The organism is Streptomyces sp. NPDC058295 (genome assembly GCF_042880655.1).
GTDB lineage: Bacteria > Actinomycetota > Actinomycetes > Streptomycetales > Streptomycetaceae > Streptomyces > Streptomyces coriariae.
In genome coordinates this window covers 1-15,278 of sequence record NZ_JBHVYO010000012.1, presented here as the reverse complement: position 1 = coordinate 15,278, position 15,278 = coordinate 1, and the positions used below count along the sequence as shown (strand labels likewise).

At 71.0% G+C, this 15,278-nt stretch carries 10 protein-coding genes; 4 read left to right on the top strand and 6 right to left on the bottom strand.

All coding sequences use genetic code 11. From position 1 onward, the window contains the following. Positions 1 to 63: 63 nt before the first annotated feature. Both ACFVYS_RS15005 and ACFVYS_RS15000 read right to left on the bottom strand, forming a co-directional pair. Positions 64 to 2,205, bottom strand: coding sequence for a glycosyltransferase (locus ACFVYS_RS15005; RefSeq protein WP_389502162.1), 2,142 nt, complete (start codon positions 2,203 to 2,205; stop codon positions 64 to 66). 119 nt (positions 2,206 to 2,324) lie between these two features. Beyond that, complete coding sequence (locus ACFVYS_RS15000; RefSeq protein WP_389502160.1) at positions 2,325 to 3,908, bottom strand: glycosyltransferase family 4 protein; 1,584 nt, start codon at positions 3,906 to 3,908, stop codon at positions 2,325 to 2,327. A 323-nt stretch (positions 3,909 to 4,231) separates the two neighbouring features. On the opposite strand from ACFVYS_RS15000, the gene wecB reads away from it, so the two are divergent. The 4 genes from wecB to ACFVYS_RS14980 all read left to right on the top strand — a co-directional run bounded on the left by wecB (position 4,232) and on the right by ACFVYS_RS14980 (position 9,546). Beyond that, positions 4,232 to 5,308: a non-hydrolyzing UDP-N-acetylglucosamine 2-epimerase gene (gene wecB / locus ACFVYS_RS14995; RefSeq protein WP_389502159.1), complete on the top strand. Its 1,077-nt coding sequence runs from the start codon at positions 4,232 to 4,234 to the stop codon at positions 5,306 to 5,308. A gap of 111 nt (positions 5,309 to 5,419) precedes the next feature. After that, positions 5,420 to 6,742 carry a glycosyltransferase gene (locus ACFVYS_RS14990; RefSeq protein ID WP_389502157.1) on the top strand — a complete coding sequence of 441 codons (1,323 nt, stop codon included), beginning with the start codon at positions 5,420 to 5,422 and terminating at the stop codon, positions 6,740 to 6,742. Then, positions 6,739 to 8,403, top strand: coding sequence for a hypothetical protein (locus ACFVYS_RS14985; protein ID WP_389502156.1), 1,665 nt, complete (start codon positions 6,739 to 6,741; stop codon positions 8,401 to 8,403). The genes ACFVYS_RS14990 and ACFVYS_RS14985 overlap by 4 nt, the downstream gene beginning before the upstream one ends. A 12-nt stretch (positions 8,404 to 8,415) precedes the next feature. Next, positions 8,416 to 9,546, top strand: a complete 1,131-nt coding sequence (locus ACFVYS_RS14980; RefSeq protein WP_389502154.1) for an acyltransferase family protein — start codon at positions 8,416 to 8,418, stop codon at positions 9,544 to 9,546. Between the two features lie 76 nt (positions 9,547 to 9,622). Here ACFVYS_RS14980 and ACFVYS_RS14975 read toward each other — a convergent pair whose 3' ends face one another. The 4 genes from ACFVYS_RS14975 to ACFVYS_RS14960 form a co-directional block, all read right to left on the bottom strand. Next, positions 9,623 to 10,906, bottom strand: coding sequence for a nucleotide sugar dehydrogenase (locus ACFVYS_RS14975; RefSeq protein ID WP_389502153.1), 1,284 nt, complete (start codon positions 10,904 to 10,906; stop codon positions 9,623 to 9,625). Between the two features lie 9 nt (positions 10,907 to 10,915). Continuing rightward, positions 10,916 to 12,625, bottom strand: a complete 1,710-nt coding sequence (locus ACFVYS_RS14970; protein WP_389502151.1) for a glycosyltransferase family 2 protein — start codon at positions 12,623 to 12,625, stop codon at positions 10,916 to 10,918. Positions 12,626 to 12,733: 108 nt separating this feature from the next. Beyond that, on the bottom strand, positions 12,734 to 13,759 hold the full coding sequence (locus ACFVYS_RS14965) for a Gfo/Idh/MocA family protein (RefSeq protein ID WP_389502149.1): 1,026 nt from the start codon (positions 13,757 to 13,759) through the stop codon (positions 12,734 to 12,736). Next, entirely contained in the window at positions 13,756 to 14,871 is a 1,116-nt protein-coding gene (locus tag ACFVYS_RS14960; protein ID WP_389502147.1) for a DegT/DnrJ/EryC1/StrS family aminotransferase, read from the bottom strand. The genes ACFVYS_RS14965 and ACFVYS_RS14960 overlap by 4 nt, the downstream gene beginning before the upstream one ends. Positions 14,872 to 15,278: the final 407 nt, after the last annotated feature.

Sequence of the window (15,278 nt, the reverse complement as noted above, 5' to 3'; positions counted from 1 at the left end):
AACCCTTTTCCACGATCGGACGATCCCCGCCGCGGCGGGCACCTCGGCGGACGCCGTGACCGGCTACGCCTTCGCGCCCAGCAGCAGCCGGTCGAACTCCCGGCTCACCACCGACCAGTCCCACATCGTCAGCGCGTGCTTCGCCGCCGGCTCCGTCGCCGCGCGCCAGCTGTCCTCCGTGGCGGTGAGCTTGAGGATCCGCTCCGCGGCCTCCTCCGGCGTCGCGACGACCCAGTCGGCCGGGAAGAGCGTACGCGGCCCGTTCTCCAGCGAGGCGAAGAACGGCCAGTCGCGGACCACCGGGAGCGCACCGCTGACGGTGCCCTCCACCAGGCCGCAGTGGAAGCTCTCGCGGACCGAGCTGCTCAGGATGACGCCGACCTCGGTGAGCGCCGCCGGCACGTCGTCCGTCTGGCCCACCAGGTGTACGGCGCCGGCCGCCTCCAGCTCCTCCAGGTCCGCCTGAAGCAGGTCGTCGTAGGCGCGGACGGCCGCGCTCGCCTTGCGGGGCAGGCCCTCGCCGATGACCACCAGACGGTAGCGCTCGTCCTTCTCGCGCAGCAGCCGCAGCACCTGCACCGCCCAGCGCGGGTCCTTGGCCACGGCGCTGACGCCGACCAGACCGAGGTTGAAACGGACGTCCGGGTCGGTCTTCTGCCGGTTGAAGGGCAGCAGATCCATGGCATTGGCGACGACGTGCGTCGTGGCGGTGTCGGCTCCGGCCAGTTGCGGCAGGACCTTCTCCACCACCTCGCGCAGATGGTCGCTGACCAGGATCAGGTCGTCGACCCGCGTGAAGTCCACGAGATGCGGCCAGAACGCGAAAGCCTCGTAGCTGTGCAGCCGTATGACCATGCGCGTGGTGCCGGGGTCGACGGCGGTGAAGATCGCCGCCGCGTTGGTGCACCAGTCGACGAAGACGGTGTCCGCCCAGTCGAGGTGGGGCCGCAGCGCCTCCTCGACCTTGTCGTGGAAGGCCGGCTGGCCGCCCAGCGCGTGCTCCATGATCCGCTTGATGCCACGGACCAGCGGCCGCAGCGTGTCGTCCTCGTTGACGTCGAGATAGCGGATCTCGACGTCGGGGTGGTTCTCGTAGCGGTCTCGGATCGCCTTCAGGAAGGCGGCGTTGGCGTACGTCGTGACCAGCAGCCGCAGCGGGCGTCCGGACGGAGCGGGCGCGGCCGGCAGGGCACGGCCGCGTGGCGCGGACAGGGCCTTGAACGCGGCGTTCTTGCGGAAGACCGCGAGGTAGGCGTCGGGATCGTCGGCCATCGGCGAGGAGACCCCGTCGAAGTGCAGACCCCGGTTGAAGGCGAGGGCGAACGCCGTGGAGAGCTGGTCGGCGGCGGTCGCCAGGTCCTGCTTCTTGAAGCGCTGGTCCGCGATGTTCAGCGCTGCCCCGATGGCCTTGTTGCGCAGCTTCGGGTTGTCGTGACCACGGGCCAGGTCGGCGCGGGCGGCGTCCGCCAGCAGGGCGGCGCTGAGCTTGCGGTTGCCGATCCGCTCGGCGGCCTGGTCCAGCACCAGCGTGGCGCCGGTCTTGCGGCCGCCCTTCGTCATGCTCAGGCTCACCCGGCGGGCCAGCTTGGCCCGCATCGCGTCCGGGACGCGCGGCGCGACCACCGCGGTCCGCCAGGCCTTGGCGCCGATCGCGGTGCGCATCACGGCGGGCGACGACGCCCGGCGCAGCACGGCACCGGCGCTGTGCCGCACCCCGCGCTTGGTGGAGCGCAGGGTGACGGTGGGCGAGGGAACGGTACGGACGGCGTCACGCAGCGCGTACTGCACCGGGCGCTCGCCGCGTGCCTGGAGAGCTCGAAGACCGGGTGCGACGCCGAAGACCGCGTCGGCCCGCCGGTTGCGCTCGGCGAGCCGCCAGACGGTGTAAACGGCGTTCGCGTCCAGGGCGACCAGAACCTGCGCCCGGCGGGCGTCACGCAGAATCCACCGCGTGCGTTCCGCGCTCGCCCAGGTCCTACGGGCGGGAGGCAGCTTCGCGACGCGCTTGGCGAAGACTTCGCCCCGCTCGGCGGCCGCTTCGGTCAGCGAGCAGACGTCCGCGGCGTCGAGCACGCCGTCGACCGCTTCGCGATCGAAGTAGCCGGCCAGCCGCACCGTCGCTCCCGCGGCCCGGAACTGTTCGACGGCGGCTTTCAGCATCGAGAGCGTCGGCGCCGTACCGGCGACCAGAAGTACGTGGGTCATGCGAGGAGGTCCTCCACCTGTTCTGCGTCCGTGCGGGGGGCGTGCTGTGGACGTCGGTCCGGCGAAGGGACGTTTCCCCGTCCCCTCACCGGACCGACGCCGTGGTCACAGCCGTCCCGTCACACGGTCTTCCCGTCGCCGGGCAGCAGCCGGCTGTAGATCTGGTCCAGGACCACGGCCTGGGCCTCCCAGGTCCACTTCTCGAGCAGCCCCGGGTCGTCGTAGGCGGCCCGGTAGCGCTCCGGGTTGGCGAGGACGGCCTTGACGGCACGTACGTAGTCCTCGACGTCCTGCGCCTTGAAGATCTCGCCCTGGCCGGTCTTCTCGACCATCTCGGCCATGGTGCGGATGTCGCTGGTCACGATCGGCAGCCTGGCCTGGGAGTACTCGAAGAACTTGTTGCTCAGGGCCAGTTCGTGGTTGGGCAGGTGGTGCAGCGGGCTGACCGCCGCGTTCGCCGTGGACAGGAACTCGGGCACCTGCCAGTGCGGCACGAAGGGCAGGATGTGGGCGCGGTCGCCCACGCCCAGCTCCTCGATCAGTTCGATGATCTTCTTCGTGGCGGGGAAGTGCTTGCCCGACGGCGGCAGGGAGACCAGCGCGACATGCACGTCCGGCATCCGCGTAAGACCCTCGATGATGGTCTCCACGCCGCGTACCGGGTTGATACCACCGCAGTACGCCAGCAGGGGGGTGCTCGCGTCGACGCCGCACAGTTCCCGCAGGTCGGGAACCGGCTCCACGTCGGCCACCTCGTCGGGGGCCGGCTTCATCACCGGGGCGTTCAGGACGACGTAGGGCGTCTCCCTGAGCTTGTGGCCCTTGACCAGCAGCTCGGCGAGCGAGGGCGAGACGGTGATCGCCGCGTCGGCGAAGACCGCGTGCTCCTTCTCCCAGGCCACGTGACCCGGGATCCAGCGGTCGTGGTGGGAGTGCAGACCGGGCACGAACTCGTGCGCGTCCCAGACCAGCTTGACCGGGTGGCCCGCGGCCCGAAGACGGACGGCGGACCTGGCGGCCACGCCCAGCATGCGGAAGTCGTGCGCGTGGATCAGGTCGGGCTTGAGCTCGTCGATGTGCGGGCCGAAGGCCAGCTCGAAGTCCCACAGGTACGGCAGCAGCCGACGCCAGGCGCGCTGCCCCATGGTGAGCTGCCAGAACTTGATCTGGAACTTGTCGAGCGGCGTGTCGAACCTGGAGCGCTTGCGCTTGGCGCGGTGCGTCAGGCGGGAACGCAGCGAGACCCACTTGCTCGTCGCCTTCGCGGCGGCCTTGGGCACGAACAGTCGGGCGGCCGCGCCACTGGCGCTCGGCCGGCCGGGGCCGGCGGCCTTGGCGGCGGCGGCGCGGAACCGGAGGTCCGCGCGCCAGGCCTTCACCTGCTGCTTGCGGTACTTGGCGACCTGGGGCGAGCGGTACGCGAGCGGGCTGCGCCAGCGCAGGCCGTGCCTGTCCTGCCTGCTGGGGCCGAGCGGGCTCGGCTTGGGCACCAGCCGGACCTCGGCGTCGCCGATGTTCCAGGTCTGGAGCTCGGGAGCGGGCGAAATTCCGAAGAGCACGACCTCCCACCCGGCTTCGGCGGCGGATCGAGCCGACTTCTGGACACGCGAGTCATTTCGGACACCGTTGTCGACCAGCATCACAATTCGGCCTCGGGAGGCCGCTCTGGGCCTTCTCTGCCCGTCGGTGCTGTCGAGCTCCATGTATGTGTGCCTTTCCTGAATCTGAAGCGTCTGGCACGTTGCTGGAGCCCGCAAGAATGTTCGGGCCCGCACACCAGTTTCCGTCCAAAGCGGGCGTCTCGCGCAGTGCACTGGGGCGCTGACGGCACGGCTGCATAAACCGATAACCCGGCCCACCGAAGCATACCGTCAGTGAAGAGTCGCCCAACGGCACGGGCCGCGCCGTTGCAGGGCCGTTGCACGGCTGTCGCCGGGCTGTCGCCGGGCCGCGTCGTCGGTACCTGACGCGCCCGTATGATCTGGGTTCGGCCGTCCATACGTTTTATTCGGTAGGAGCAGCGCACGTGAAGGTCATCAGTGTCGTGGGCGCACGCCCCCAGTTGGTCAAACTCGCGCCCATCGCGGCGGCTTTCTCCGACACCCCCCACGAGCACGTCATCGTGCACACCGGCCAGCACTACGACGCGGACCTCTCCGATGTCTTCTTCTCCGGCCTGGGCATTCCGGACCCCGACGTGCACCTCGGTGTCGGTTCCGGCGGCCACGGCGAGCAGACCGGCGCGGTCCTCGCGGCCATGGACAAGGTACTGGAGACGGAGAAGCCCGACTGGGTACTGGTGTACGGCGATACGAACTCGACCGTCGCCGGCGCGCTCTCCGCGGTGAAGCTGCACTACCGCGTCGCCCACCTCGAGGCCGGTCTGCGCTCCTTCAACCGGCGGATGCCCGAGGAGCACAACCGCGTCCTCACCGACCACGCCGCCGACCTGCTGCTCGCGCCGACCGAGGAGGCCATGCGCCACCTCTCGAACGAGGGCCTGGCACACCGCTCCGCCCTCGTCGGCGACGTGATGGTCGACGTGTGCCTGCGCATCCGCGACGCCGTACTCGCCGGTGAGCACCCCCGCCCGACGCTGCCCGAGGGCATCGACGCCGACGCCCCCTACCTGGTGTCGACGCTGCACCGCCCGGACAACACCGACGACCCCGAGCGGCTCGCCGCCATCATCGGTTCCCTGGCCGCCCTGCCCGTCCCGGTGGCGCTGCTGGCGCACCCGCGCCTGGTGGCCCGCGCCGAGCAGCACGGCATCGACCTGAACCAGGGCGCGGTGCGTGTCGGCCGTCCCCTTCCCTACGCCGGGCTCGTGGGCGCGGTCCTCGGCTCCGCCGGCGTTGTCACCGATTCGGGTGGTCTTCAGAAGGAAGCCTTCCTGCTGGGCCGCGCCTGCACCACGGTGCGCCCGGAGACCGAATGGGTCGAGACCCTCGAGGGCGGCTGGAACCACCTCGTGCCCGACCCGCACGAGACCCCCGGTTTCACCGAACTCGCCACCCGTCCGGCGCCCGAGACCCCGCGCGGAACGCCGTACGGTGACGGGAACGCCGCCGTGCGCGCGGTCCAGGCCATCGTCGAGGCCTGACCCCGCAGCCGCTCTCGTCACCGTTCCATCAGTCTCTCGGAGCACCCCTTGCGAAACGTGATCAAGCGCCCCAGGACGACGGGCCCGCGACCCGACGGAGTCCGTCCGCACATGATCTACCTGGCCATCGGCTTCCCGCCGGCGGCCAAGAGCTGTGCGTACCGGATGCGCGAGACGGCGAACAAGTTCGTCGAACTCGGCTGGGACGTGACCGTGCTCACCATCGCGGAGGAGTCCTGGGAGCGTGAGTACGGTCTCGACCACACGCTCTCCGACCCGGTGGACCCGCGGGTGCGGATCGTCGAACTCCCGCTGGCCCGCGAGGACCTGGAGACCGACATCCGGCTGTTCACCGAGGACCGGGCGCTGAACCCGATCCGCTGGATGCAGCGGGAGCGGGACCGCCACCTGGAGCACTTCCCCGAGCCGGTCTTCGGCGGCTGGCGGTCGGCCCTGGAGCAGGGCGTCGTGGACATCCACCGCGAGTTCCCGGCCGACCTGCTGCTGGCGAGCTGCGCGCCGTACGTCAACCTGGCCGCGGCCTGGAAGCTGTGGGAGACGCACCAGGTCCCCTACGCCATCGACTTCCGTGACGGCTGGTCGGTCGACGTCATCGGCGGCGGCGAGGCCTTCACCCGTGACTCCGTGGCGGGTGAGTGGGAGGAGCGCGTCCTGTCGGACGCCGTCGCGATCTGGTGCGTCAACGACCCGATCGCGGACTTCTACCGGGAGCGCTACCCGCAGCTCGCCGAACGGGTCCACGTGGTGCGCAACGGGTTCGACCCGGACAGCGTCCCGGAGGTGCACGGCCAACCGGACCCCGAGAAGGGCCTGACCTTCGGTTACCTGGGCTCGGTCAACTTCAAGCCGGCGTTCCTGGCCACCGTCCTGGACGGCTGGCGGGCGGCTCGGGAGCGCGACCCGCTGGTCGCCCGGTCCCGGTTCGAGATCCGCGGGCACATCGGCGCGGGCGCCAGCCGCGAGGCAAACGCCCATATGACGCTTATCCGGCAGGCCGAATCCGACGGCGTGCTCTTCGGCGGCCCGGTGCCCAAGGCGGAGGTCGGACCGACCTACGGCCGTTGGGACGCGCTGGTCCTGATGCTCGTCGGCGGACGCTTCGTCACCTCGGGCAAGGTATACGAGTTCATGGCCTCCGGGCTGCCGGTGGTCTCCGCCCACGAGGTGGACCACGACGCCTCCGCCGTGCTGGCGGGGCACCCGCTGTGGACCGGGGCCTGCGGCCTGGACGCCGAGGGCATCGCCGACTCGTTCGTCAAGGCTGCCCGGATGGCCGTGGAGACGACTCCCGAACAGCGGGCCGAGGCGCGCGCCCACGCCTCCCGGTTCACCCGCGGCCTGCTGATGGCCCCCGCGGCCGAGCAGCTGAGCGAGGCGATCCGTCCGGCGCTCGCGGGGAGGCCGCGGGCATGACGACGGGCAAACGGGGGGTCCGGCGGCTGCCCGGAGCGGTAGCCCGCAGCGCTCTGCATCCGAGGCTGCTGCGGACCGGGGCGGGTGCGCGCGCCTGGCGGTTCGTGGTGTCGGCTCCCGGTCTGTCCGACTCGCTGCGCTTCCGCATCGCCCAGCGCGTGCGGGACGGCCTGGACAAGGCCAACCGGCCCGAGGGCGCGGTCCTCACCCTGAGCTCGGCAGCCCGCCGCACGACCAGCGCGCGGCACCGGGCCGACCTGCTCGGCGACGCGGCTCGTCTGGAGCTGGCCCGCGGCCGGGCCCCACGCGCCCTGACCGCCGCCGTCTCCGCCGAACTCGCCTACGGTGACGCCCAGTTGGCCGGAGGTGACGGTGCGGCGGCCGCCGCCTCCGTGGTCCGGGCGCTCCAACTGGCCTTCCACCGGGTGCTGCACTTCGACCGGACCACGTCGCCGCTCGCCAAGGACCCCGACGCCTACCTGGCCCCGCTGCGGAGCAGTACGGCCGTCCGGGCGCTGACCGAGGGAGCGGGCCGCGCCGCCGAGCCCGCGACCCCGCCGGCCGACCGGCCGCTGCGCCTGCTGTTCGTCACCTGGGGCAACGCGAACTTTCTCCGGCCGATCCACGATCACTACCGGGCGCACCCGGGCCTCGAGGTGCGCTCCCTCGACCTGAAGGACGTCCCGGAGCTCGACGAGCTGGCCGGCTCTCTCCACCGGATCGCGGCCCACCGTCTGGGCGACGACCAGGAGTTCGGCCGACAGGCCGAGGAACTCCTGCGTCCCCACCTGGACTGGGCGGACACCGTCTTCGTCGACTGGTGCGTCGGACCGGCCGCGCTGCTGACCTCGGTGGATCCGGGCGGCACCCGGATCGTCGTGCGGCTGCACAGCGCTGAGACCTTCAGCCCCTGGCCGTTCCTGGTCGACTTCTCCCGCATCGACGACCTGGTGTTCGTCGGTGCCCATCTGCGGGATCTGACGGTCGCGGTGGCGCCCCAGCTGGCGCCCACGGGGCGGCAGCGAGTACCCCGGCTGCACGTCATCGCCAACGCCATGGACCTGACGGGCCAGGTGCGCCACAAGTCGGACGATGCCCGCTTCACCCTGGGGGTGACGGGGATCTCGTCGGTGGCCAAGGACCCCCGCTGGGCGATCGAGGTACTGCGCATCCTGCGCGCCGAGGACCCCCGCTACCGGCTCCTGCTGATCGGTGAGGACGTCGACGCCAAGCTCAGTGCCGCGGCCCGCGCCTACGCCCGGCTCTACCGGGGCGACCTGGCCGAGCTGGAGCCCTCGGGCGCGGTCCGCAGGCTGGGCCAGGTGGACGACGTCCCCGCCGCGCTGACCGACGTCGGCGTGATCCTCAGCTCCTCCGTGCGGGAGAGCTTCCACTGCGGGTTCGTCGAGGGCGCCGCGAGCGGGGCCGTGCCGGTCGGCCGCGACTGGCCGTTCTTCGCGGGCAAGGCCAACGGCGCCCGCACGCTGTTCCCCGCCGACTGGGTCGTCGCCTCGCCGGAGGAAGCCGCCGAGCGGATCCTGAAGGTCACCGCGACACCCGAGAGCTGGCGGAGCGCCGGACAGGCGGCGTCCGCGCACGCGGTGGCAGCATGGGACTGGCCGGTCGTCCGTGAGGAGTTCGACCGCCTTCTGCTTCCCTGACAAGGATCCCCATTGACCTCCATACCCGGGCCCGGTCGCGACCGGCTTCCGTCGCTGACCGGGCTCCGCTTCTGGGCGGCCCTGCTGGTCGTTCTGTATCACCTGTCCCGCCAGGTCGGCACCGTCCCGTACCTCAGCGACACAGTCTGGTACGGCCGTAGCGGTGTGACGTTCTTCTTCGTCCTGTCGGGTGTCGTCCTCGCCTGGACGTACGACGGCGCACACGTGCCCACCAAGGTGTTCCTGTGGCGGCGCTTCGCCCGGATCTGGCCGCTGCTGGCCGTCAGCGTCGGGCTGTCGGTCGCCGTATGGGCCGTGATGGACCACGCCGTGTCGCTCAAGGCGGTGGCCGCGACGCTGCTGGTGGTGCACGCCTGGTTCCCGCAGCCGGTGATGTTCACCGGGGGCAACCCGGCGGCCTGGTCGCTCAGTGACGAGGCCTTCTTCTACCTGCTCTTCCCCGCGCTGCTGGCGGCCCTCTCGGGTCGCCGCGCCCGGGTCTGGCTCTGGACGGCTCTCGGGGTCACCTTCGCCGCCCTCGTCCTGTGGCCGGCCCTGTCGGGCCTCTCGCCCACCACGCGCAGCTGGGCGCTGGACTATCTGCCGCTGACCCGCGCCCTTCAGTTCGTGCTGGGCGTGGTGGCCGGTCTCGCGCTCAAGCGCGGCTGGCGGCCGCCCGTGCCACTGTGGGCGGCCGCGGGACTCGTCGTCGGCTGGCACCTGGCCCTGATCCCCTGGTCGCACGCCGTCCCGGACGCCCTCTGGTACAGCCCCTACACCGCCTCGCAATGGCTGTCGGCACCGATCTTCGCGGCTCTGATCTGCGCCGCCGCCCGCGCCGACCTGGACGGCAGGCGCACCGGACTCGGCGGGGCCTGGATGATCAGACTGGGGCACTGGTCGTTCGCCTGGTACCTCATCCACGAGATCGTGATCCGCGCGGCCGTCTTCCACTGGGGCAAGCCCGCCCCGGGCGCCGAAACGCTTCTGTTCTGGGCGGGTGTGCTGGTCGTCAGCCTGGCTGCCGCGGGCACGGCCTACCACTGGGTGGAGCACCCGGCCGAACGGTGGCTGCGCCGCGCCGGACCGTCCGTGCAGCGCTCCAGCCGACCCGAACCCCGGCCGACCGTGGGCGCACAGTAGTCGACCAGAAGAACGGCTCGGGCCCTTCCTCGTCCGTACGAGGAAGGGCCCGAGCCGTCTGTTACGCGGGTGTCGCTCAGCCGCCGATGACGACGCGGCGGACGCCCTTCCAGGCCTCCGGGTCCGTCGTACGGCGACCGTCGACCAGGACCGTGACGTCCGGCAGGTCGGCCGGGGTCAGCGTGCGGTACTCGGCGTGGTCGGCCTGGAGGATCGCCGCGGTGACCTTCTCGCCCGCGTGCGGGGTGAGACCGTGGGCGGTGAGCTCCTCGTCCGTGTACATCGGGTCCGAGACGAACGGCACCGCGCCCCGCGCCTTGAGGGCCTCGACGGTCGGGAACACGCCGGAGAAGGCGGTCTCCTTCACGCCACCGCGGTAGGCGGCGCCCAGCACCAGCACGTTCACGCCGGTCAGGTCGCCGTAGGCGGCGGCCAGCAGGTCGACGGCGTACTCGGGCATCGCGGCGTTCGCCTCACGGGCGGAGCGCACGACGGTCGCGGCCGGGTCGTTCCACAGGTACATCCGCGGGTAGATCGGGATGCAGTGACCGCCGACGGCGATGCCAGGCTGGTGGATGTGGCTGTAGGGCTGCGAGTTGCAGGCCTCGATGACCTTCTTGACGTCGATGCCGTTGCTGTCGGCGAAGCGCGCGAACTGGTTCGCCAGGCCGATGTTGACGTCCCGGTAGGTCGTCTCGGCAAGCTTGGCCAGCTCGGAGGCCTCGGCGGTGCCCAGGTCCCACACGCCGTTCGGCTGGGGCAGGTCGTCGCGGGCGTCGAAGTCGAGGACGGCTTCGTAGAACTCGACGCCGCGGGCGGCGGACGCCTCGTCGACGCCGCCGACCAGCTTGGGGTAGCGGCGCAGGTCGGAGAAGACGCGGCCGGTGAGGACGCGCTCCGGCGAGAACACCAGGTGGAAGTCCTCGCCCGCGGTCAGCCCCGAGCCCTCGGCCAGCATCGGCGCCCAGCGGGTGCGGGTGGTGCCGACCGGGAGGGTCGTCTCGTACGAGACCAGGGTGCCGGGCTTGAGGCCCTGCGCGATCGCCTTCGTCGCGGAGTCCATCCAGCCGAAGTCCGGGGTGCCCTCGGCGTCCACGAACAGCGGGACGACCACGACGACGGCCTCGGACTCGGCGACGGCGGACGCGGTGTCCGTGGTCGCGCTCAGCAGCCCGGCGTCGACGGCCTGCTTCAGCTTGACGTCGAGGTCGTGCTCGCCGGGGAACGGCTCGACGCCGGCGTTGACCAGTTCGACGACCTTCTCGTTGACGTCCGCGCCGATGACCCGGTGGCCCTTGGCGGCGAACTGCACGGCCAGCGGCAGGCCGATCTTGCCGAGTGCTACTACACAGATGTTCATGGAGGGTCGCTACTTCCTTTTGGAACCGGTCGGCTTCTTGGAGCCGTTCGGCTTGGACTTCTTGGCGCCGACGGCCCGCTTCAGGCGGCCGGCCCCGGACTTCAGTTTCCGCGCGAGTCTCTCGAGCCCCCGGCGGAGCACCGCGATCCTCGGCGGGTACATCTGGGCCGTGTCGATCACGACACGCCCCTTGTCGTTCACCAGGGCCGACGCCCGGTAGGGGTCCCCCTCCCGGCCCCACTGACGCGCCAGCGGCATGGGCAGGTCCTTGCCACGGACGGGAATCTCGTACGTCGAACCGGCCACGTCCAGATATACCCGCACGCCCCGCTTCGCGGTGACGTACGCCAGCGGGACCCGGGCGTGCAGCACGGTGGCCGCGCCGTCCGCGGAAGGCTCGAGCGTGAACCCGCCCACCGGCGCCGGCAGCACATGGCCCGCCTTCAGCCGGCGCGCGCCGGGCTTGTCGGCCGACTTGGGCATGGCCTTGTCGGCGAGCCGCAGCACCGCGCCGTCGACATCGCCGAGCACCGGCACCCGCACGGACAGCGTGTACGTGAGCGCCTCGCCCTGCTGCTCCCAGGCGGAGGCCAGCAGCTCGGTGCCCTGGGCGAGACGGCCCGGCACCGACTCCCCGACCAGCTCGTAGACCCGGTCGGCCAGGCCGATGCGCGGGTCGCGGAAACCGGCGTACCGGGCGTAGGCGCGCTCGCCCTCGAGGACGAACGGCGGCGCCCCGTGCTCCTTCTCCGAGCTGATCGCCTCGGCGAGCTCGTCGATCGCCCCGGCCCTGGCCAGGGCTATGCGCACCCGGCGCTTGACGTCCATCGCGTCACGGATGCCGTCGGTGAAGTAGATGTCGGCGAGCCGCGCGATACCCGCGCAGATCTGCCGCTGGAGTTCGCGGTCCAGGCCCGGGAAGTCGTCCTGGACGAGCTTGGCGAGCTCCCAGGTGAAGTGCCGGCGCAGCAGCGCGTCCCGCTCGGGACCCGCCTCGACGAGACCGGCCGTGAAGTCCATGATCTCGGCGGCGGCCCGCAGCCGCGCCAGGTGGTCGGCGCGGTAGGTGATGTTGCTGGCGTCGCCGCGCTTGACCGCGTAGTAGCAGGTGTAGTCGGCCACCACCGAGATCTTCTTGGCGCGGACGCACGCCTCGATGGTGAACGGCTGGTCGCTGCCCACGGGCAGGTGCTCGGGGAAGCGCAGCTTGTACTTCTCGACCAGGTCCCGCCGGAACAGCTTGGTGTTGGCCAGCGTGAAGGGCAGCGCGGAGTGGTACAGGCTGACGTCCGGGTCGCTCTGCTTGTACAGCGCCTGGTGCACGTAACGGCCGTTGGTGCCGACCATCTTGCCGACCACGACGTCGGAGCCGTGCTTGTCGGCGCAGCCCACCATCCGCTCCAGCGCTTCCTCGCCGAGGTAGTCGTCGGAGCCGATGAAGTACACGTAGCGGCCGGTGGCCACCTCCAGCGCCCGGTTGCTGGGCGCTGCCGGGCCACCGGAGTTCGGCTGGTGGATCACCTTGACGGTGTCCGGGTACAGCGCCGCGAACCGGTCGAGTTCGCGGCCGCTGTCGTCCGTGGAACCGTCATCGACAGCGACGATCTCCAGCCGCTCCCGTCCGATGCTCTGTTCCACCAAGGAGTTCAGGCACTCCGTCAGGTACGGCATCGTGTTGTAGACCGCGACGACGACGCTGACGTCAGGCGCAGCACTCATTCTCGGGCTCCTGGTCTCCGCCAGCCGGCGCGGCTGGGTCCTGCGGGGAAAGTCTCACAGAACATAGGAGTCCTACCGAGCACGCATCGTTCCCCCGATGTGTGATGCTCAGCTGCCATGGACGGCCAGGTCCTCCACCGGAAGGGTAACGCTGGTGTTGGTCGTGGCCGATTCAAGGAGCGCCGCGGCCACCTCGACGGTGCGCATGCCCTGACGCAGGGTGCAGATGTCGGCGGGCTTGCCGAGTACCGCGTCCCGGAACAGCTCGTGCTCGACCTGGAGCGGCTCGCGCTTCGGGATGGCGTACCGGATCATGTCGCCCTCGGACACCCCGCGGAACGCCCGCAGGGCCTCCCACTCGGTGGTCACGGCGGCGTTGGAGTGGAACGTCAGGTCGGCGGTGAGCGTGTCGGCGATGAAGCAGCCGCGATCACCGGTGACCGAGGTGAACCGCTCCTTGAGCGGGCTCAGCCAGTTCACCAGGTGGTTGACCATGGTGCCGTCGTCGAGACGCCCCACCGCGGAGACCATGTCCTCGTGCTCACGGCCGCTCTTGGAGACGGTGTGCGCGGCGATGGACACGTACTGGCGTCCGGTCACCCAGCCGGTGAGGTCGATGTCGTGGGTGGCGAGGTCCTTGACGACGCCGACGTCCGCGATGCGGTGCGGGAAGGGGCCCTGGCGGCGGGTGACGACCTGGTAGACGTCACCGAGCTCACCGGCCTCCAGACGGGCGCGCAGCGACATCAGCGCCGGGTTGCAGCGCTCGATGTGACCCACGCCGGCCACCAGGCCGCGCGACTCGAAGGCCTCGACGAGACGACGGGCGCCCTCGACGGTGTCGGCGACCGGCTTCTCGACCAGCGCGCACACGCCGGCCTCGGCGAGCGCCAGGCCGACCGGCTCGTGCAGGGCGGTGGGGCAGGCCACGACGGCGTAGTCCACGCCGAGCGCGATGAGCTCCTCGACGGTGTCCAAAATCGGCGCGCCGTGGGCGGCACCGAACTTGTCGCCCATCGGGTCGACGACGCCGACGAGGTCGACGCCCTCCAGACCCGACAGCACGCGGGCGTGGTGACGCCCCATGGAACCGAGGCCGACGAGTCCGGCTCGCAGCGACTTCCCGGTACTCACAGCTGCTCCCCCAGAGCATTGACGGCGGTGACGATGCGCTCCAGGTCCTGGGCGGACAGGGCCGGGTGCACGGGCAGGGACACGACCTGGGCGGCCGCGCGGTCCGTTTCGGGCAGGTCCCAGTCACGGCCCGCCTTCTGGTCCGGCTCCCAGTACGGCTTCAGCCGGTGGATGGGAGTCGGGTAGTACACGGCGTTGCCGATGCCGGCCTCGGTCAGCTTGGCCATGGCGGCGTCGCGGTCACCCAGGACGCGCACGGTGTACTGGTGGTAGATGTGCCGGGCACCCTCGGCGACCTTCGGCGTGATCACGTTCGGCGTGGTGATGTGCTCGGTGAGGTACGCGGCGTTGGCGATGCGCTGCTCGGTCCAGCCGTCCAGCTTGCGGCGCTGGACGCGGCCGATCGCGGCGGACACGTCCGTCATCCGCACGTTGGCGCCGACGATCTCGTTGGCGTAGCGCTTCTCCATGCCCTGGTTACGCAGCAGGCGCAGGGTGCGGGCGGTCTCCGCGTCGCCGGTGGAGATCATGCCGCCCTCGAGGCTGTGCATGTTCTTCGTCGGGTAGAAGCTGAAGGTGCCCGCGGCACCGAAGGCGCCGACCGGGGTGCCGTTCAGCGCGGCCGCGTGGGCCTGGCAGGCGTCCTCGATCACGGCGAGCCCGTGCTGCTCGGCGATCGCCATGATCTTGTCCATGGCGGCCGGATGGCCGTACAGGTGCACCGGCATGATCGCGGCGGTGCGCGGCGACAGGGCGGCCTCGACGGCGGCCGGGTGAAGGCAGTACGTCTCCGGGTCGATGTCGGCGAAGACCACGTCGGCGCCGACCAGCCGTACCGCGTTCGCGGAGGCGGCGAAGGAGAACGACGGCACGATGACCTCGTCGCCCGGGCCGAGGCCGAGGGCGAGGAGCGACAGGTGCAGGGCGGAGGTACCGGAGTTGACCGCGACGCAGTGGCGTCCGTCGACGAGCTCCGAGAACTCCTCCTCGAAGGCGGCCACTTCGGGCCCCTGGACGACCATGCCGCTGCGCAGCACGCGCACCGCGGCCTCGATCTCCTCCTCGCCGATCACGGGCTTGGCGGCCGGTACGAACTCATGGGCGTCGGTCATCGACATCCCCTCCTCTACGGCGACCTCTAAGCCGCACCACGTCATGCATGGTCGGGAAGAGACCGTGTCGATGCTCAGCACGGCCGCATCCCTGGTTGTCCGTCGGCGCCGGTGAGCGGGGCGGACGGGTTGTGCACAGGACCCCGCCCCCCGAAGGCGCCTTGCGGAAAGTCAGCCGTGTCCGGTGGGAAGACCGGATGTGTTCATCGGCCGGGGTCACGGTGTGCATGCCTTTGGCCACCGGGACCACGGTGCACGTTACCAGCATGCGGACAGCGATTTTCCCCAGGGTTACCACAGTGAAACTCACGGAGAGTGTGCGCTCCATCACAAGCGGGAACGGGACAACTCAGAGTAACTCGCCGCTGAACGCAATGCGACGCGGGCACCCGGAGGATACCGGGCTG